The sequence below is a fragment of the Spirosoma pomorum genome, from assembly GCF_054776615.1.
In genome coordinates this window covers 49,857-68,899 of record NZ_BAAHBP010000021.1, presented here as the reverse complement: position 1 = coordinate 68,899, position 19,043 = coordinate 49,857, and the positions used below count along the sequence as shown (strand labels likewise).

At 50.8% G+C, this 19,043-nt stretch carries 18 protein-coding genes; 12 read left to right on the top strand and 6 right to left on the bottom strand.

What is annotated here, in order from left to right; all coding sequences use genetic code 11:
• Positions 1-65 precede the first annotated feature (65 nt).
• From ACYVAD_RS11905 to ACYVAD_RS11885, 5 genes are all read left to right on the top strand, one after another.
• A complete protein-coding gene (locus ACYVAD_RS11905; RefSeq protein ID WP_461139716.1) occupies positions 66-851 on the top strand; it encodes an adenosylcobinamide-GDP ribazoletransferase in 786 nt (261 codons plus the stop codon).
• Positions 852-898: 47 nt separating this feature from the next.
• The gene (gene cobC, locus ACYVAD_RS11900) at positions 899-1,558 is read left to right on the top strand and encodes an alpha-ribazole phosphatase (protein WP_461139715.1); all 660 of its coding nucleotides are present in this window, start codon (positions 899-901) and stop codon (positions 1,556-1,558) included.
• Positions 1,559-1,621: 63 nt separating this feature from the next.
• On the top strand, positions 1,622-2,806 hold the full coding sequence (locus ACYVAD_RS11895; RefSeq protein WP_461139714.1) for an acyl-CoA dehydrogenase family protein: 1,185 nt from the start codon (positions 1,622-1,624) through the stop codon (positions 2,804-2,806).
• Positions 2,790-3,542, top strand: a complete 753-nt coding sequence (locus ACYVAD_RS11890; RefSeq protein ID WP_461139713.1) for a PIG-L deacetylase family protein — start codon at positions 2,790-2,792, stop codon at positions 3,540-3,542. Before ACYVAD_RS11895 ends, ACYVAD_RS11890 begins: the two co-directional genes overlap by 17 nt.
• A gap of 19 nt (positions 3,543-3,561) precedes the next feature.
• Positions 3,562-4,152, top strand: coding sequence for an SAM-dependent methyltransferase (locus tag ACYVAD_RS11885; protein WP_461139712.1), 591 nt, complete (start codon positions 3,562-3,564; stop codon positions 4,150-4,152).
• On the opposite strand, the gene ACYVAD_RS11880 is transcribed toward ACYVAD_RS11885, so the two are convergent.
• Positions 4,140-5,363: a glycosyltransferase family 2 protein gene (locus ACYVAD_RS11880; protein WP_461139711.1), complete on the bottom strand. Its 1,224-nt coding sequence runs from the start codon at positions 5,361-5,363 to the stop codon at positions 4,140-4,142. The two genes, ACYVAD_RS11885 and ACYVAD_RS11880, sit on opposite strands and share 13 nt — an antisense overlap.
• 197 nt (positions 5,364-5,560) lie before the next feature.
• On the opposite strand from ACYVAD_RS11880, the gene parS reads away from it, so the two are divergent.
• From parS to ACYVAD_RS11850, 6 genes are all read left to right on the top strand, one after another.
• The gene (parS, locus tag ACYVAD_RS11875; protein ID WP_461139710.1) at positions 5,561-5,944 is read left to right on the top strand and encodes a type II RES/Xre toxin-antitoxin system antitoxin; all 384 of its coding nucleotides are present in this window, start codon (positions 5,561-5,563) and stop codon (positions 5,942-5,944) included.
• 3 nt (positions 5,945-5,947) lie between these two features.
• Complete coding sequence (locus ACYVAD_RS11870) at positions 5,948-6,397, top strand: RES family NAD+ phosphorylase (protein WP_461139709.1); 450 nt, start codon at positions 5,948-5,950, stop codon at positions 6,395-6,397.
• Positions 6,398-6,455: 58 nt separating this feature from the next.
• Positions 6,456-6,596, top strand: coding sequence for a hypothetical protein (locus ACYVAD_RS11865; RefSeq protein WP_461139708.1), 141 nt, complete (start codon positions 6,456-6,458; stop codon positions 6,594-6,596).
• Positions 6,597-6,897: 301 nt separating this feature from the next.
• The gene (gene gyrA / locus ACYVAD_RS11860) at positions 6,898-9,426 is read left to right on the top strand and encodes a DNA gyrase subunit A (RefSeq protein WP_461139707.1); all 2,529 of its coding nucleotides are present in this window, start codon (positions 6,898-6,900) and stop codon (positions 9,424-9,426) included.
• A gap of 146 nt (positions 9,427-9,572) precedes the next feature.
• The gene (locus ACYVAD_RS11855) at positions 9,573-11,024 is read left to right on the top strand and encodes a tetratricopeptide repeat protein (protein ID WP_461139706.1); all 1,452 of its coding nucleotides are present in this window, start codon (positions 9,573-9,575) and stop codon (positions 11,022-11,024) included.
• A gap of 171 nt (positions 11,025-11,195) precedes the next feature.
• Complete coding sequence (locus tag ACYVAD_RS11850) at positions 11,196-11,663, top strand: hypothetical protein (protein ID WP_461139705.1); 468 nt, start codon at positions 11,196-11,198, stop codon at positions 11,661-11,663.
• 594 nt (positions 11,664-12,257) lie between these two features.
• On the opposite strand, the gene ACYVAD_RS11845 is transcribed toward ACYVAD_RS11850, so the two are convergent.
• Positions 12,258-12,731 carry a helix-turn-helix transcriptional regulator gene (locus ACYVAD_RS11845; protein WP_461139704.1) on the bottom strand — a complete coding sequence of 158 codons (474 nt, stop codon included), beginning with the start codon at positions 12,729-12,731 and terminating at the stop codon, positions 12,258-12,260.
• 153 nt (positions 12,732-12,884) lie between these two features.
• Positions 12,885-13,700 carry a 2,3,4,5-tetrahydropyridine-2,6-dicarboxylate N-succinyltransferase gene (locus tag ACYVAD_RS11840; protein ID WP_461139703.1) on the bottom strand — a complete coding sequence of 272 codons (816 nt, stop codon included), beginning with the start codon at positions 13,698-13,700 and terminating at the stop codon, positions 12,885-12,887.
• Between the two features lie 1,203 nt (positions 13,701-14,903).
• Here ACYVAD_RS11840 and gap point away from each other — a divergent pair.
• Complete coding sequence (gap, locus tag ACYVAD_RS11835) at positions 14,904-15,899, top strand: type I glyceraldehyde-3-phosphate dehydrogenase (protein ID WP_461139702.1); 996 nt, start codon at positions 14,904-14,906, stop codon at positions 15,897-15,899.
• Between the two features lie 75 nt (positions 15,900-15,974).
• Here the strand turns inward: gap and trmB are convergent, their stop codons facing one another.
• The 3 genes from trmB to ACYVAD_RS11820 are packed head-to-tail and all read right to left on the bottom strand — an operon-like array spanning position 15,975 to position 18,907.
• The gene (trmB, locus tag ACYVAD_RS11830; protein ID WP_461139701.1) at positions 15,975-16,637 is read right to left on the bottom strand and encodes a tRNA (guanosine(46)-N7)-methyltransferase TrmB; all 663 of its coding nucleotides are present in this window, start codon (positions 16,635-16,637) and stop codon (positions 15,975-15,977) included.
• On the bottom strand, positions 16,637-17,962 hold the full coding sequence (locus tag ACYVAD_RS11825) for a bifunctional folylpolyglutamate synthase/dihydrofolate synthase (protein ID WP_461139700.1): 1,326 nt from the start codon (positions 17,960-17,962) through the stop codon (positions 16,637-16,639). Before ACYVAD_RS11825 ends, trmB begins: the two co-directional genes overlap by 1 nt.
• On the bottom strand, positions 17,963-18,907 hold the full coding sequence (locus ACYVAD_RS11820; protein WP_461139699.1) for a hypothetical protein: 945 nt from the start codon (positions 18,905-18,907) through the stop codon (positions 17,963-17,965).
• Between the last annotated feature and the right edge of the window lie 136 nt (positions 18,908-19,043).

Genomic DNA, 19,043 nt, shown 5'->3' with positions numbered 1-19,043 from the left:
TCAACGAGCGAAAGCGGGAAAGGAGGACGCTTTTCGCTTGCGCTCATCCTATTATTGATCTGTCTATGCGGTTATTTTTTACAGCGTTGATGTTTTATACGCGGCTGCCGGTACCGAAAGGTATCGATCATGCGCCGGATGCGTTAAACCGCGCTACGTTGTTTTTGCCGCTGATTGGCTGGCTGGTCGGACTGGTGGGCGTGGGGACGTACTGGCTTGGTATGGTGCTGTTTCCGCCCCAGTTCCTGCCAGTGCTGTTGAGCATGATCGCTACAGTCTGGATTACGGGTGCTTTTCACGAAGATGGTTTCGCCGACGTTTGCGACGGCTTCGGGGGGGGATGGACCAAGGCAACCATACTGACGATTATGAAAGACAGCCGGTTGGGAACTTACGGCCTGGTCGGGTTGGGACTGCTGCTGGCGGTCAAGTTCTTTGCCCTGCAGGCGCTATTATCGGCTGAAGCCTTTGGCTGGGGCGTTGTCCTGAAATACGTGTCGGCACACAGCGTTAGTCGCTTGCTGGCGGTGACGGTTATCCGGGCGCTACCCTACGCCCGCGAAGACGCCGACGACGGTAAAGCAAAACCCGTTGCTCAGGGGCTAACCAATGGCCAGTTGCTGGTCGCTACTGGTCTGGGGTTGGCTCCTCTGGTGATGCTGACCCTATACACCGGCCTCTGGATCTACCTGGCCTTTCTGATTCCGCTGTGGCTGGTACGCTGGCGATTAATCTGGTTTTTCAACAAGTGGATTGGGGGGTATACCGGCGACTGCCTAGGCGCGACCCAGCAACTCACCGAAGTAATCCTGTTCTTATCGTTTGTCTCGCTGGTGTGGGTGTCGATTTAAATTGGGGAACAAGTCTCCCCTTTATCCTTGTCCCATCTTCCTTTCTTATGAATATCTATCTTATTCGCCATACCGAAGTTGCCGTTGGGCGGGGCGTAGCCTACGGGCATACCGACGTAGCGCTGGCTGATACTTACGACGAGCAGCGGGAACAACTGTCGCGCCATTTACCGGAGAGCCCAGCGGTGGTGTTTTCGTCGCCCCTGAGTCGTTGCCGTCGACTCGCCGAGGATCTGGCCCGGACGGTAACGATGAGTAAGTCAATCGAGGTTGCGCCAGGGCAGACTAGGCCCGATGGGGATACAATAAAGGCACAAGCCGATTCGTTGGCGGTACGGTACGACGACCGGCTCAAGGAATATTTTTTTGGCGACTGGGAAATGAAACCTTGGGATGCTATTGATCGCGCTCAATTGGATAGCTGGATGGCGGATTTTGTATCAATAGCGGCTCCTAACGGGGAAAACTTCACCGACTTGTCCACTCGGGTTCGGGCGTTCTGGGAAGAGCAGATACTGCCGTTGGCGAAAACGCAGCCGGGCCAGTCGGTGCTGGTGGTATCGCACGGGGGTGTTATTCGGGCGTTGTTGTGCCGCCTGCTGGAGCTGCCCCTGGCGAATGCGTACCGGCTCAATCTGGATTACGGGGCGGTGACGAAGGTCACGCTGATAAACGGGTATGCTACGGTGCAATACGTCAACCGCTGAACCGAAATATAACCGAATCGCCAAACAAACAAACAATCCAGAAGGTAGCTGGCTTGTATGGGTATGAACCCCCATACCGCCCCATTTCATTCGTCTGATTCTACCGTTCTCCCACCCGAGATCATTTCCCTACAGGGACCTGCGTTCGATGCCTTGCTCCGACGGATTGCTGAACTGGCACCCGAAACGGATGTAGAGGGCGACTTTCCGATTGATGCGTTTGCTGAGTTAGCTAGGGGAGGTTTACTGGCGGTTACGTTGCCCGGTGCCCCGCTGGATTTTGCTAAAGCGCAGACGTCCCAACTCCTGGATTTACTCAAACGGATCGGTGGCGCTAACCTGGCCGTTGGGCGAGTGTACGAAGGGCATATTAACGCGCTTTTTCTGATTCACCTGTACGCTAGTGCCAAACAACGGGATCGTTGGTACGCCGATGTCCGGGACCGGAAGATGCTGTTTAGCGTCTGGAATACCCAGGCGGGCGATGGCGTTCGGATACACCTGGCCGAAGAAGGCCAATACCGGCTGAGTGGCGCGAAAACATTCTGCTCCGGGGCGGGCTGGATCGCACGGCCGTTGATAACGGGGGAGATACAAACCGACAAGCGACGTGGCTGGCAAATGGCTGTTGTACCGACCGAGCGAGTGCAGCCCATTGCGCAGGACGATCAGTTCTGGACCCCATTGGGAATGCGGGCATCGGCGAGCTTCAAGCTGGATTTTTCGGGAGTAGAGTTAGCCGAGGAGGATATGCTGGGGCAGCCGGGTGAGTACTTGCAACAGCCCTACTTCAGTGGGGGCGCCATCCGGTTTGCGGCTGTACAACTAGGGGGGGCTGAAGCCGTGTACGAAGCTACCCGTCAGTTTCTGATGGGTATGGGCCGCACCGACGACGTGCTCCAACGAACGCGGCTGGCTGAAATGGCGTACCTGATCGAATCCGGTAACCAATGGCTGCGGTCGGCCGGGGAAAAAACGGATACGTGGCTGGCCGGGGGGAAAGACTGGTCAACCATCGTGGCATACGCTAACATGACCCGAACGGCCATCGAAGAAATCTGCCTGCGAGTGATGCCCCTGGCCGAACGTTGCGTGGGCGCACGCGGTTTGTTACGTCCCCAGCCCTTCGAGCGTATTCACCGTGACCTGACGATGTACCTGCGGCAACCCGCTCCCGACGCCACGCTCGTCGACATTGGTCAGTACGTACTTAAACAGTCTGCCCCCGCCCATGATCTCTGGCGTTAATAAAGTCCATCTTATTGAAGACCTGGCCCAGCCGCTGACGGACCTGCGTAGTTTGGGGACGACCCTGGTTGTTGCACCCCACCCGGATGACGAGTCGCTGGGATGTGGGGGGACAATTGCTTTACTGCGGCAGTTGAATCTACCCGTGTACGTTCTCTTTGTGAGCGATGGAACATTGTCGCACCCCAATTCGCCGAGTTACCCGTCCGACCGCCTGCGGCAGTTGCGGGAGGCTGAAGCGCTGGAAGCACTGCGTATTCTAAACGTACCCGACACAAACGCTCACTTTATGCGGCAGAAAGACCGGCAGGTACTTACGTCGGATAAGCCCGGTTTCGACCAGACGGTGCAGTACGTCACCGAGCTGCTGGAACGCTGGGCGCCTGATACGGTGCTCGTTCCCTGGCGCCGTGATCCCCATCCTGATCATCGGGCGTCGTGGCAACTCCTGACGGAAGCCATTACGCAGCTTGAGTGTCCGCCCCGTCTGCTGGAATACCTGATCTGGCTCTGGGAACTGGGTAACGAAGCGGATATGCCGCGGGTCGAAGAGATGACTGGCTGGCGGGTGGACATCGGTAGGGTGATGGCGCAGCGGGACCGGGCCATCGCGGCTCACCGCTCGCAGGTAACAAGACTGATTGATGATGACCCCACTGCTTTCTATCTGTCTCCTGCACTACTGACTCATTTCGCCCAACCCCGTGAACTATTCCTGGAAGCTAAAAACGGATAAGTAACGGCTGCCCGACATTATGGAAACAACAAAAATAACCCTGCCCGAACAGTATTTCGACGACGTATACCGGGCCAATGAGGATCCCTGGCAGTTTGCTACCAGTCCCTACGAACGGGAGAAGTATACGGCTACCCTAGCTGCTTTGCCCAACGCCCGTTACCGAAGCGCTTACGAGATCGGCTGTTCCATCGGAGTGCTCAGTGCTTTGCTGGCCGAGCGCTGTGATAAACTCCTGTCGGTGGATGCGAGTGAGTTGCCTCTGAGAGCGGCCCGGGAACGGTTGGCCCGGTACCCCCACGTAACGGTGGAGCGGCAATACGTACCCGCCCAGTTTTCGGCCGGTAGTTTCGATTTGATTCTATTGTCCGAAGTAGGTTACTATCTCTCCCTGGCTGACTTGCACCAGTTGCGGCAGCGCATCCTTGATCAGCTACTGCCGGGGGGGCAGTTACTGCTCGTGCACTGGACCCCGTTCGTGCCGGATTATCCCCTGACGGGTGATGAAGTGCATGACCAGTTTACGGCGTCGGTTGCCGAGGGGCAGTTAACCCATCTGCTGAACCAGAGAACGGATAAATACCGGCTTGATTTGTTTCAAAAGCCTTGACGCAGATTCGTCGGATACGTTTCGGCAGGTATAGATAGGGGAGATGCGTACTGATCGTTTAAAAAAGCACGGAGGCCCTGGATGGTAGCCGTGATAGGGGTAAAGGACCAGGTAGCAGCCCAGTGCCCGGTGGCAAGCCGGGCTTCAACCTGCTCCCAGAGCTGCCCGAAATAGACGCTCTGGCTCATGGTGTTCCAGAGCCATTCCAAAGGAAGCGTCAGTTCGGTAGCAACGGTACGTAGCAGCATTGTCGGATCAATGGCGGGGTCGGCCTGCCAGCAGCGTCGCAGCCGGTGCCGGTTTCGCAGCCGGACCAAGACCGCTTCGGCCGGTTCTGCCAGCTGGCAGTGGCCGTCGCGGTTGAGGGTATCCCAGTAACGTAGCTGCTCCGAGAAACCAACCGTAGCCCGGCCCTGCATCCGCATCGACGTAACGACCCGCACCAGCGGGCTTTTTCGGATCTTGGCGTCCAGTCGCAGGAGCGCCCGGTAAAAGGCTTCATCTTCCAGATGGGGCACCAGCGGGAGCCGTCCTGCTTTTTCGTACATGGTACAGGTTACGGCCAGATTGGCGCCAAAGTGCTGAAAATGCCGGGGCCAGGGATCGTGCGCCAGTGGATCGAGAATGGCTTCAACCTGCGCCACCAGCGTTCGGTACGTAACGTCCCGCAGGTAATTTAACCGTACGGGGCTGTCGCTGGTCTGGGTCAGAATCCGTCCACCAACGGCATCGTTTCCCCGATCGATCTCCCGAATAATCTGATTCACCCAATGCCGGTCCACGATTGTATCGCCGTCCGTGGAGGCAATAATCCCATTACTATGTCCCGTGCTCGTCAGCCGCCGGTACGCTTCGTTCATGAGAAGCCGCCGGACGGTACCAATATTGGCGTGGGGAGCAGGTAGGCAGATATCAGCCAGCAGTAACCGAAAGCCCGGAAACTGTCGCTGGTAGCGAAGGGCTAGTTCAGGGGAGGTATCGGTACAGTTGTTGGTTAGCAATAGGACCTCGTAACGGGTGGGCGAAAGGGCAGACCCTTGTTCATCCTGTTGTTGACGGAGCGCATCCAATACCTGAATCAGGTGGGTTGCTTCGTTTCGTACGGGAACAACGACCGAAATACGTAAATCCGGAGCGGGAGAGAATTCGTCAAAGACAAGGGAGGGAAGCGGTGGGGAGGGAGTGACTAGATCGGGGGTAGGCGGTAGCATAACGTCAAAAAGCTGGCGTCCGGTGATGGTAAGCAGATAACCTTTGGTTTACCTAATTGTTGAGGAAAGTAAGAAAAGGGTTCCTGGCTATCAGTAACGCTGGCCGTCTGGGACAACCTATGAAACGATCAGACAATTTTCTTGGTTTGATAGACAAATGGCCTTTTCTTTGCTGATCAATCGATTCGCTACGTATCATGACTATGCTTGACCGAACCGCGCTGGTTTTTTCGGCGCTAAATGGGGTGCCCGCTACGCGCTTCTTTGAAACGGCAGATCTGACGGGGTACAAGCGGGAACAACTCGCCGAAGTATTTGATACGTCCCTCAAAACGTTTCAACGGTACGAGCGGGAGCATAAAAAGCTGAACCCACAGGACAGTGAGAAAGTGCTGAAGATTATTCATCTGTTTCAGGCGGGGGAAGCAGTCTTTGGCTCGGGTGATTCTTTCCGGCGGTGGATGGATAAACCGGCTTATGGCTTAGGGAATCAGGTCCCGTTTACGTTACTGCACACCTCTGGGGGCATCGATCTCGTACTGGACGAGGTGGTGCGGATTGAATACGGGGATCTGGCGTAGGGGATGCAGGTGTACCGAATTACCAAAGCCCAGTATGCTGATCGGCTCGTGGCATCCGGAGGTGCCGCTCGCTGGAACAGTCGGGGACAATTTGTTATTTACACGGCGGCCACGCGCGCGCTGGCCTGTCTGGAGAATGTGGTTCACCGGAGTGGGGAAGGGCTAGCCGATGACTTTCGGGTGATGGTCATTGATATACCAGATGAGCTGACCGTTGCAACCATACGTCTATCGGATCTGCCCGCTGACTGGTTTGATTTTCAGCAGTACGGCTCCTGTCAGATGTTGGGGAATGCCTGGCTACAGCAGGGTGAATCGCCAATACTCCGGGTGCCGTCAGCCATCATTGTCGACGAGTGGAATTACCTGCTGAATCCAGCCCATCCGGATTTTCCGAGAATTCAACTGACGCGAACGGATCCATTCACTTTTGACCCACGAATTAAGTCCTGACTAGAGTCGGCGTGATTTCGGGGGACTGGTTCTTTCGGTAACAGCCGTAAGCGCGCTGGTGGCTTACGGGCTGCTACAGGTGCAACTAGGCTTTCAGCCTCTTTCTCCAGCCCGATTAGCCAGCGCTTACCTGCTAATTGCCTGCGGGGCAGCGATGATTGGTTTATTACTGGTGGTAGCTGGTTTATGGAGTCATTAGTGCTGGGTGTGTGACTACCTGTATGGTCAGCGTTTATTTATTCGCTCCCGGTAACTTATCGCAAAAAGTAGGAAAAATATCGATGGGTTTTAGATGAAATAGAATTGTATTCCATATAGATTATAGTGCACATCAGCAGAGGAGGATGAAACCACGTTAAAAATTGGCGCTGAAGCCCGATAGCCGGTATTCTGGCCGATTTCTTCCATTTTTCCGGAAAAATTTGTATATTTGTCTATACAGCGGTTAGCACAGACTGTGTGAGCCGGAATAGTAATTTTCTGCGAAACTCCTATTGCACATGGCGGAAGAAAATCCCGACCTCGAATCGCCCAGTAACATTATTCCCATCAACATTGAGGACGAAATGCGCGGTGCCTACATTGACTATTCAATGTCGGTTATCATTTCCCGCGCGTTGCCTGACGTCCGTGACGGGCTGAAGCCTGTTCACCGGCGGGTGTTGTTCGGAATGGCCGAACTGGGAGTGAATTACAACAAACCACACAAGAAATCAGCGCGTATCGTTGGGGAAGTACTGGGTAAGTACCACCCGCACGGCGATGCGTCGGTGTATGATACCATGGTGCGGATGGCGCAGGACTGGTCGCTGCGGTACCCACTCGTGGATGGACAGGGAAATTTCGGTTCCATCGACGGCGATTCTCCGGCGGCAATGCGCTATACGGAGGCCCGGTTACGTCGGATTGCCGAAGAGATGCTGATGGATATCTACAAAGAAACGGTTGACTTCCAGCCCAACTTTGATGATTCCCTCGAAGAGCCGAGCGTAATGCCCGCCAAACTGCCAAACCTGCTGCTGAACGGCTCGTCGGGGATTGCCGTTGGTATGGCCACGAATATGGCGCCCCATAACCTAACCGAAGTGGTTGACGGTATCCTGGCTTACCTGGATAATGCCAATATTACGGTTGAGGAACTGATGCAGTACGTCAAAGCCCCAGATTTTCCGACGGGCGCTACGATCTACGGGATGGAAGGGGTGAAGTCGGCGTTCAAAACCGGTCGCGGCCGGGTTGTAATGCGGGCGCATGCTACCATCGAAGAGAACAAAGGCAAAACCCAGATCATCGTGACGGATGTGCCGTATATGGTGAACAAAGCGGTGATGCTGGAGAAAACGGCCGAGCTCATCAACGATAAAAAGATTGAAGGGATTACGGCGTTCCGGGATGAATCGGACCGGGATGGGCTGCGCGTAGTCTATGATTTGCGTAAGGATGCTATCCCCAACGTAGTTCTGAATAACCTGTATAAGCATACGGCCCTTCAGTCGTCGTTCAGCATCAACAACGTCGCGCTTGTGAAAGGGCGTCCGGTATTGTTGAACCTGAAGGACATGATGCGGTATTACGTCGAACACCGGTTTGATGTAATTACCCGCCGGACGCAGTACGAACTGCGCGAAGCGGAGAAGCGGGCCCATATCCTGGAGGGACTCCTGATCGCCCTTGATAACATCGATGCGGTGATTGAGCTGATCCGCTCGTCGCGTGATCCGGAAGTAGCCCGTCTGGGCCTGATCGAGCGCTTTAGTCTAAGCGACGTGCAGGCGAAGGCGATTCTGGAGATGCGTCTGCAGCGGCTTACGGGTCTGGAACGGGATAAATTACAGGCTGAGTTCGACGAGCTGATGCGGGAAATCGCTGACTACAAAGCGATCCTGGCCAGTGAAGAACGGAAACGGCAGGTAATTCGTGACGAGCTTACCGACGTTCGTGCCCGGTATGGTGATCCCCGCCGAACGGAGATCAATCCGCTGGGTGACGGTAATATCAGCGACCTCTCACTGATCGCGGATGAGGACATGGTCATTACTATCTCGCACGAAGGTTACATTAAACGGACACCAACGACAGAATACCGGGCGCAGAGCCGGGGTGGGGTAGGTGCCAAGGCAGCTGCGACGAAAGAAGAGGATTTCACGGAGCATCTGTTTACGGCGACTATGCACAATACCCTGCTGGCCTTTACCCAGAAGGGACGGTTGTACTGGCTGCCGGTTTATGAGTTGCCCGAAGGATCCCGTACGTCGAAGGGTCGCCCACTGGCTAACTTCATCAATATCGAATCGGATGATAAAGTCCGGGCGGTGATCAACGTATCAGACCTGAAGAACGAAGACTACATCAACAATAACTATATTGTGATGTGTACCCGTCAGGGCACGATCAAGAAAACCATGCTGGAAGCCTACTCACGGCCCCGGCAAAATGGGATCATTGCGATTACCATCGATGAGGACGACCAACTGATTGGTGTCTGCATGACCAATGGCGATAACGACATTGTGATTGCATCCAGCGCCGGTAAGGCGGTTCGCTTCCACGAAAGCCGGGTGCGGCCGATGGGTCGTACAGCCGCCGGGGTGCGGGGTATCTCGCTTGATGATGAAGATACGACCGACCATGTTATTGGTATGGTGTGTATCGCTTCGTCGGAGGCTCAGCTGCTGGTTGTTTCGGAAAAAGGGTACGGAAAACGGTCGGAGATTGACGAATACCGGATTACCAACCGGGGCGCTAAAGGTGTAGGTACGCTGAAAGTGACGGATAAGGTTGGTAAGCTGGTGGCGATCCTGGACGTAACGGATACTGACGATTTGATGATCATTAACAAATCGGGTATTGCGATCCGGACTCCAGTAAAGGATGTCAGTGTTATTGGTCGGAACACGCAGGGGGTACGGCTGATCAGCCTGCGCGACGGTGATTCGATTTCGTCGGTGACCAAGATTAAAGCCGAGGAGGTAGAGGATACGGAGCAGGAGGGAGCAGACTCCTCCGTTAGCGAAACGACAGAAGAGTAGTTATTGGCCTGATCAATATAAACTTGAGCCGGTTATTCTGGAATTTATCTAGAATAACCGGCTCAAACATTTCGGGTAACGTCATGCTTATATAGATTGATTCCGTACTTTCGTTCTTAAATTAAACACCCAACACAAACGTTAACATGAGATCTGTTGCCTTAGTAATGCTTGGATGTGCCTTGACCACTGGGATAGCGTACAGTCAGGATCAACCAGCCGCGGGCGGTGCCATGGATGCGGCTCTGGCTGAGTCGATGAAAAAAGACAAGGAAAAAAGCGACAAAGATATCGCTGACGAAAAAGCCGCCAGTAAGGCTGCTACCTGGATGAACCGGGCCAAAACGTATCAGAACATTGCGCTCCAGAGCATCAAGCTGGATTCGAACGCGGCTATGGTCTCGTACGATGCGTACAAAAAAGTAATTGAACTGGACAAAGATAAAAAAGGCGGACCTGGTCGGCAGGCAAAAGAAGCGGAGGAAGCACTGAAAAGCCGTGACTTCTACAACGCACTGATGCAGCAGGGGGTAGCCCGATTCCAGTCGAAGAACTATAAGGAAGCCGTGAAAACGATGTCGATGGCGAGCACTGTGCTGCCAAGCGATACACTGGCTCCGTTATATACCGCTATTGGTGCGCAGCAAATCCAGGATAACAAAACGGCTGAAGAGCAACTGGAGAAATATATCGCGAATGGTGGCAAGGATGCCTCGATCTACGGATCGCTGGCTATGCTGTACCGGAACGACAAAGAAGTAGACAAAGCTTTGGCCGCTTTGGACAAGGGCCTGGCGCTGGACCCAGCCAACAAAGATTTGTCGAACGAGCGGATTAACCTGATGCTATCGTCAAACCGTATGGATGATGCCATTGCGGGAATGAAGAAGATGGTTGAGAAAGATCCGAATAACGTTCAGAATCTGGTAAACTTATCCATTATCTACAACAACAGTGCGGGTAAGTTAAGTGACGAGATTCGTCAGTTGAGCGAGCAAACGAAAAAATCCGGTGGTAGCGGTAAAGCGTTGGCTGATGCAAAAGGCTTGCTGGAAACGTACAACGGAGAAGTCAAACGGTTAACGGCGAAGAAGCCGAAGACGCCGGACGTTACCCGTCAGTTAGCTGATGTGAAGAAGAAAGCAACCGAGCAGGCGACTACGGTAGCTAAATTGGAAGCGGATGCGAAAGCGGCAGCGGCTAATCCATCCGCAAGTGCAGGTGCCGAAGCCAAACTGGCTGAACTGAAAAAGCAGTACGATGAGCAAAAGGGTATGGAGAAAGATTATCTCCAGAAAGCAATTGCCGTTGATGGTAACAACTACGATGCGAACTACAACATGGGCGTGTATTATTTCAACGACGCCGTAGAGATGAAACGGTCGGTTGATAATATGGACATGGCCGAGTACAACAAACGTGGTAAAGAGATTGATGGTCAGGTTTGCGGCAAGTTCAAACTGGCTCTGCCATATTTCACGAAAGCAAAATCGATTAAAGCAGATGATGCTGAACTGAATGGTAATCTAGAGAACCTACAGAACGTACTGAAGCAGTACGAGGAACGTAAGATTGTCTGCGTGGAGGCAGCGAAATAAGCAAAGAGGGAAGGCCAGCTATCTTAGCTGGCCTTTTCATTTACTACTCTACTTAACATAATATAAATTATACAACAAAATGCAGGTCTGGATTAAAGCCGTTTACGTAAAGAGTAGTCTAACGAAAAGAGGATTATAATACATTGACTCGGAATCAAACTCTTAGCACTCATGAAAACAGAATGTTTATTTACGGGAATTCTTTGCCTGTTTGTAGCCAGTGAGTTTATGGGATGTAGTGATCATCAGGGACAAGTTGTTACGCCCGGTGTCAATCGAGCACGGGTTAAGACAATAACTCAGGTAACCGGTACAGCCAGCGTAAGTATGATTAGTGCCTTTTCGTATGATGTACAGGGGCGACTGAATTTAATCACGGCCTATCAACTGCCAGACAGTGCCGTAGCTCCGGTGGAAAATACGATGTATCAATACGATTCGCAAAGTCGATTAATCCAGGTTCGGCATACTGTAGTTCGCCGTGGGGCAAATTCAGAAACGTACACGCTTACGTACAATAGTGCCAATCAAGTGGCGGAGTTATCAAACTCGCTGTCAACGTTCAGTATATCGCCCCAGTATAATTTGGGGAATGTGGTAACTGGTTACAGCAAGGGAATTTCTGTGGGTGGCCGATAGGCCACCCACAGTGGTACGCTCACGTTCACCGGAAAAAACGTAACGACTGCCTTGGATGTATTTTCGGTGTTCCGGACGGGTGGATCACCTACTGCTCCTGCTGTGTATAGTAGATCAGTCAATACAACGTATACATTCGATGACAGACTCAACCCGTTCTATGGCGTATTTATTATTCCTGCTCCAGGTGTATTTCATTCCTTCGCGGGTGCAGGGAGTTTCGGTCCTTATTACACATTGTATGGTGGGACTGACAATCTGTTTAATTTAAGTCGAAACAATGTCTTATCGGCTGTAACCGCAAATGGAACGATAACCTACAGCTATACATATAATTCGTCAAGTCTTCCAATCAGTCGGATAACTACCACAGCTGCGGGTGTACTATGAGTACGAATCGTATTAGACTGGTGATCCCCCCTATCTACTAAGCGCTACTAGTAGCGCTTACACTAAAAAGGCCAGCACGAAATTATTCATGCTGGCCTTTTTGCAATCTTACAAATATGTTCCATGAAATCCACGTGAAACAGTGACACATTAAAATATATCACTGTTAACATTCGTATACTGCAGTATACTGCTCTGTATTAATTAAGAGCCAGCTGGTGTGTACTCTTGAAAGGACCCGTCTGTATAGAAAACCAGAATTCGTTCAATTCGTCGATCAACTGCAGTTTCTTCCTCGGAGTAGATTGATTGTTCAGGTGGTAACTCAGTCCGTTGTGGCTGTCGACCAGCGAGCTGGTTAGCTGAAACAGGATTTGTTGGTACGTTTCCATATACTTCTCGATTACCTGTCCCAGTAGTCGGTTGGCGGTTGGGCATAGAACGGGCTCCGTAGCTCGGAGCCGAGAATTGATTATCACTCTCGTCTTCCATAATCCAGTCGTATCCCAGATCTGGAAAGCGACGAATTATTTTCTGAATAATATCGAAGCTAGGGCGGTTACGTCCAGATAAAATATGCGAAATACTTGACCGCTGAACGCCAATTTCGTCGGCAAAATAGGAAGGCGTTAGATTTTTGTCAATCAGTATCTGTTTAATTTTGTCATTAATTGTCATATATCAACTGTTTACATATTACACATCACAAATGTATTGATCAAACAATAATTACAAATGTATAATTATGAATGTAAATATAATAAAAAAGCCCAATCCGTTACGATTGAGCTTTGTAATATTACATATATAAACAGAAATTCTTGTTAGTTATTAGACAGTTACGTTATTCTCCCGGAGTGCGTCATTCAGCGACGTTTTCAAATCAGTTGATTCTTTTCGCTGGCCGATAATGATCGCACAAGGAACGTGGAATTCTCCGGCTGGGAACTGTTTAGCATAACTTCCTGGGATCACCACTGAGTTAGCAGGAACGTACCCTTTATATTCTACTGGCTGGTCGCCCGTCACGTCAATAATTTTAGAGGAACCTGTAATGGTCACGCCAGCACCTAGAACGGCGCGTTTTCCAATATGGGCTCCTTCAACAACGATACAGCGCGATCCGATAAAGGCACCATCTTCCACGATAACGGGTGCTGCTTGGGGTGGTTCCAGGACCCCGCCAATACCAACCCCCCCACTGAGGTGAACATCTTTACCAATCTGAGCACAGCTACCAACTGTCGCCCACGTATCAACCATAGTCCGTTCATCTACGTAAGCACCTATATTAACATATGAGGGCATCAAAATAACGCCGGGTGCTTGGTATGATCCATAGCGAGCCACAGCTGGCGGTACGGCTCTAACTTTGGCTTCGGCGAAATTAGACTTAAGGGGAATCTTATCGTTGAAAGAAAAAATGCCAACCTCGTCCGCTTTCATCTCCTGGCTAACGAAGTATAAAAGGATGGCTTTTTTGACCCATTCGTTTACGGTCCAATCGCCCCCTTCGGCCGTAGGTGGAGTTGCTACCCGGAGTTCTCCCCTATCTAACTGATTGATTATATCCCTAATTAACTGAAGTGATTCGGGTTGTTTCAGCAGGTCTCGGTTCGACCAAATTTGCTCAATTTGTTCAATCATTGGTAAAGTAATGGTTGTATTTATGTATCATAACATACTGATCTATAATGTTTTATAAATATCAGCAAAATTTAATTCGGTAATAAAATAGAGCTGATAGATGATCAGTAAGGCGTTCTCAAAGGTATATAGAAGACATGTATAGTTGAAACATAAGCTGAAAAAAAGTGAGAATGATGATGATTTCAACGCCCCTGTTCTATCAGTGTAAGCGAATAAAGAAAACAGCTATTTGGAGCGCGGAGCTATAATACACTCGAATCATCAGTTAGCCGTTCACCCGACGGTGTCGAATGAACGGAATGCAGTCTATGCCAGTGCTCGGCGTACCTAGTGCAACTTGGTTCGATTCTCAGTCAACACGATTTTGCTGAATGGCCTGGGTCGTTGTAATGAACGGAGGCTATTAATCATTCGTAACGTGTCGTGCTCGAGTAGTCCATAATATTATATAAATATTATATAGTGAAGCTAACTCGGAAGAACTACATGAAAACAGAACCAAGCCAATTGGGCGAATCTATAAGGATTGGTTAATTGCTTATGTCTTCTCCTACTAACTTGCCAAGATGATAGGATGAGTAGTTCAAATAGATTGTCCCTGATACGTATTTACTCCAGTCTGAATTCGTCGTTGGGATGATACGCTCTATATACCTAGAAAGAAAAGAACTTGTACAAGAATTAATCGATCCAGATAGACTAGGTATCTGAATAGACTGTACGTTTTTATGTAGGCAGGAACAATGCCGCAATGGATCAAACTCTAAAATAGCTAAGTTAAAATGGTTATAAACGCCTAATATGAGCTTAAAATGGCCATTTAGTGCAATAACAGAAGTACATTTAATTTAGTAAAGACTCCTACCCCCCATCGATAGTATGAATAATAAGCCTCAGAAATGTGTAGTATATGCTACAAACAATCATCATTAGTAACACAACGATATACATTAGCAATCATACCATTACCGGTAGTAATTAGTTATGATTTTAGCTAATTTTAGTATAAAAATACTAACTTACTAAGTGTTGATTGGCTAAATTGAACCCTTTTACTAATTCGTTTCTCTTAAGAGTACTAATTGCTAAAGTATGCTATTATTATAAGAATACTAATGCTCATCCCCTTTTGTATCGGATTTCATTAGGGATATTAAAAGCTTATATTTGCCGCGGAAATAAACAATTCTTTTTAAGTCCATGGAAAAAATCCGCGTTGCGATTAATGGCTTTGGCCGCATTGGTCGCTTGTCCTTTAGAAGACTGCTTGACAAAGAAAACATCGAGGTTGTTGCTATCAATGACCTGACAGATAACGCTACGTTAGCACACTTGCTCAAATACGATTCCGTTCATGGTAAATTTCCCGGCACGGTTACCTCAGACAGTGAGAGTCTGACCGTAAATGGTCAAAAAATCAACGCTTATGCCGAACGGGATCCAAAGCAACTTCCCTGGGCTGACCTGAAAGTTGATGTAGTATTAGAATCAACCGGCCGTTTCGTTGACGAAGCGGGTGCAGGTCAACACCTGACAGCCGGTGCGAAAAAAGTGATCATCTCCGCTCCTGCTAAAGGAAACATCCCAACCGTAGTACTGGGGGTTAATGATGATACGCTGACGGGTGACGAGACGATCATTTCGAACGCTTCGTGCACCACAAACTGTCTGGCCCCGATGGCGAAAGTTCTGGACGACGTTTTCGGTATCGAAAAAGGATACATGACGACGATCCACGCCTACACTGCCGACCAGAATCTGCAGGATGCTCCCCACTCTGATCTGCGTCGTGCCCGGGCCGCTGCGTTGTCGATCGTTCCAACCTCGACGGGTGCTGCTAAAGCCGTAGGTCTGGTACTACCTCAGCTGAAAGGCAAACTGGATGGTAACGCGATGCGCGTGCCAACACCAGACGGATCGCTGACCGATCTGACGGTTGTTCTGAAGCGGGAAGCTAGCGCCGAAGAAATCAATAACGCAATGAAGGCGGCATCGGAGGCTGGCCTGAAAGGTTATTTAGAATACAACGTTGATGAAATCGTTTCGATCGACATCGTGGGCAACCCACACTCGTGTATTTTCGACTCGAAACTGACGACAACCAACGGTACGCTGGCAAAAGTAGTTGGCTGGTACGATAACGAATACGGTTATTCAAGCCGGGTGGCTGACCTGATCGCGAAACTGTTCGCATAAGCAACAAAAGCCAAGGGGGGCTGCCAATGGCAGCCCCCCTTGGCTTTTTCATTACCCCAAAACGGGCGCAGCTAATCAGCTGCGCCCGTTTTTACATTGCAGGTAATTGATCGAAAATCCTTTGTCGAAAAAGATCTGCTCGTACTTCGTTTTTATCCCTAAGTGGATTGCGTTTAATGGCGAGTTGTACAGGTCCGTCGTGTATTGCAAATCCGTAAAGCCCGTCTCCTGGACCGTCTCTAAACTGTAAGCAAATAACTCTGGATTGTCAGTCTTCAGGTGTAATGTACCACCAGGCACTAACAACTCTTTATACGTGGCCAAAAATCGCGGATGAGTCAGTCGGTGCTTTTCCTGCTTAGGCCGAGGCTGGGGATCGGGGAAGGTAATCCACAGTTCATCAATCTCGCCATTGACGATGAACTCCCGCAGAAAGTTAATGTCCGTGCGTAGGAAACCAACATTCTTTAGGCCCAGTATCTCAGCCTGCTTAGCCCCCCGGGCAATCCGGTCACCTTTAATATCAACGCCCAGAAAGTTCTTGTCAGGAAAAGCCTGAGCCAGACCAACTGTGTATTCACCTTTGCCACAAGCCAGTTCAACGACAAGCGGTTGTGAATTACAAAAGTAATCTACCTTCCAACGGCCCTTTATATCATTGTAAATCTCTTTTCCTCGCTCAACAACTATTGAACTTTGTGAATTATAATCAAATCGGTGTTGTTTCCTTCGTGTCACTATTGTAAATTATGTAGTTCAGCAACAATGTAATTACTTCCTGTTACAAGAATCAATTCTTTGCTTGTTGACATTTGTAAAGCAGCATCTAGCGCATCATTCACGCCTGGGTAGCACATACCTTGTTTACCATGTTCAATTGCTTCTCGTTGTAATTGATCCGCTGGTAATGCCCGTGGCGACTGCGCTTGGCAGAAGTAATACGTTGCATGATTGGGTAAAATAGACAGTACTTTCTGCCGGTCCTTATCACTTACTAGCCCGATTACAATCCGTAATTTGTCATACGACAGCGAGTAAACCGTTTCTAAGAGCGCCGTTAATCCGGCCTCATTATGGGCTGTATCAGCGATGACACGAGGGGATGTCTGTAACGTCTGGAAGCGGCCCAGCAGACCATTCGACGTAGAAACAGCGCCCAGGCCCTCCTGCTGAGCCGCCAACGTCACGGGGAATTTTGGTTGCAATACCGCAACCGTAACCAGTACCGTCCCCAGGTTTTTGAGCTGGTACAAGCCGATTAAATCCAGCAGAAATTCGGAGTTTTCGGAGCGGGCAGTAGTATGGCGCGAATCACCAGCTTGATCTGTTACGGCGACTACCCTCACCCGTCGCTTCCCTTCGATCAAGCCTAGGTCGGCGATCTGATACCTCTGGTCAGCGAACATAATGGGAGCCCGGTTCGCTTCCGCGATTGAGCGGAAAACTGGCTCCGTTTCGGGATGGGTTTCACCAATGATCACCGGTACGTTTGGTTTGATGATACCCGCTTTTTCGCCCGCGATCTGCGGCAGGGTATCCCCTAATATATCGGTATGATCATAGCCAATATTGGTGATGACAGATGCCAGTGGAGTAATGATATTGGTCGAATCCAGCCGTCCTCCCAGCCCAACTTCGATGATCGCTACATCCAGGTTTTGTTCGGCAAAGTAGGCAAAGGCCATAACGACGGTCACCTCAAAAAAGGATGGCTCAACAGTCTCGATCAGCTCCCGGTGTCGGGTGACGAAGGCCGCGACCTCGGACTCGGGAATAGGCTGACCGTTGATGCGAATCCGCTCGGTGAAGGATTTCAAGTGAGGGGACGTATACAGCCCCACCCGATACCCAGCCGCTTGATAAACGGCCGCCAGCATGTGGGAGGTACTTCCCTTACCGTTCGTACCGGCTACGTGAATACTTTGAAACTGGTGCTGGGGATTTCCCAGCGCTTCGCACAGGCGAATGATGTTGGTGAGGCCCGGCTTGATCGCCTTCGGGCCAATTCGATGAAAAACGGGGAGCCGACTATAGAGGTAGTCGATTGCTTCCGGATACTGCATTTATTTAGAGGTAATGATAAACGTAATCGTTCCGGTAGCGCTGGGTGGTGTAGCGCCACCTTTGGGCCGGAGCCGGAGACGCTGTACCGCTTTCCGGTACACATCCACCACGGAAGGGCTAACGGTGGTCTGACGGGTTCGGACGTTGACAATATCCCCGCTCCCGTCGACTTTAATTTCAAAAACAATTTTACCGGTTTCGTCCGAATCGTCATTCACGCTCGGACGTCCGGCCATCGCCCAGCCTGATACGTCAAAGGCAACACCAGTACTGGACCCACCCGGCGTACCGTATAAAGACTTAGCATCAATCTTTCCGTTCGGATTTCCTTTGTCGCCAACCCCACTGGCATCGTCGCCATTGTTATTTCCGCCCGTACCGGACGCTTTTCCTACGGTTCCATTGGAGCCACCGCCCCCCGAGGAGCGTTTAAAGAGCGCGTCATTATTTACCGTTTCGACTTTTTTGGTCGGCGGGGCGGGGGGAGCAACCCGTTCGACGGGCGCGGTTGTCTTTGTCGCCACTTTGGTGGGTTCAGGCCGGGGTGGGCTCGTTACCGGGCTTTCGACCTTACTACTAATGTCCGGCTTTTCGGTGGCTGTTTTAGCCGATTTAGCATTCTCCGCTTTAGCAACGGGCGTCACCCGCGTTCGTTCCAGCCGGGGAGTTGTGTTGGTTTTGGGGTCAGGCCGTTTATCAGACGGACGGACATCGACGGGATTCGGCGAATCCGACGCTTTGTTTCGCGTCTGAATCCGGCCACTCCCCCGGTCGTCGGTGCCGAAGTTCACTTCGACGAACTGAATAGGCGGTGGCGTCATGGGCATTGTCTGCGACAGATGCACGAGTAGCAGGACGATCACCAGCGCCACATTAATGGCCAGCGCCCCCGCCAGGGATTTCAGCCGGATCTCTTTTTCGTTTTCGAACGTAATACGGTTCATGCGGCAAATCGGTTTCAGGTCTATAACGTAGCATCAGCCCGCTTCGTTTATCCCACAACGAGCCGATGAACGTATCCTATAAACAAAGTAACAGAAAATCCAGCACAGATGGCCGACGCGGGTGCCCGCTTCATTG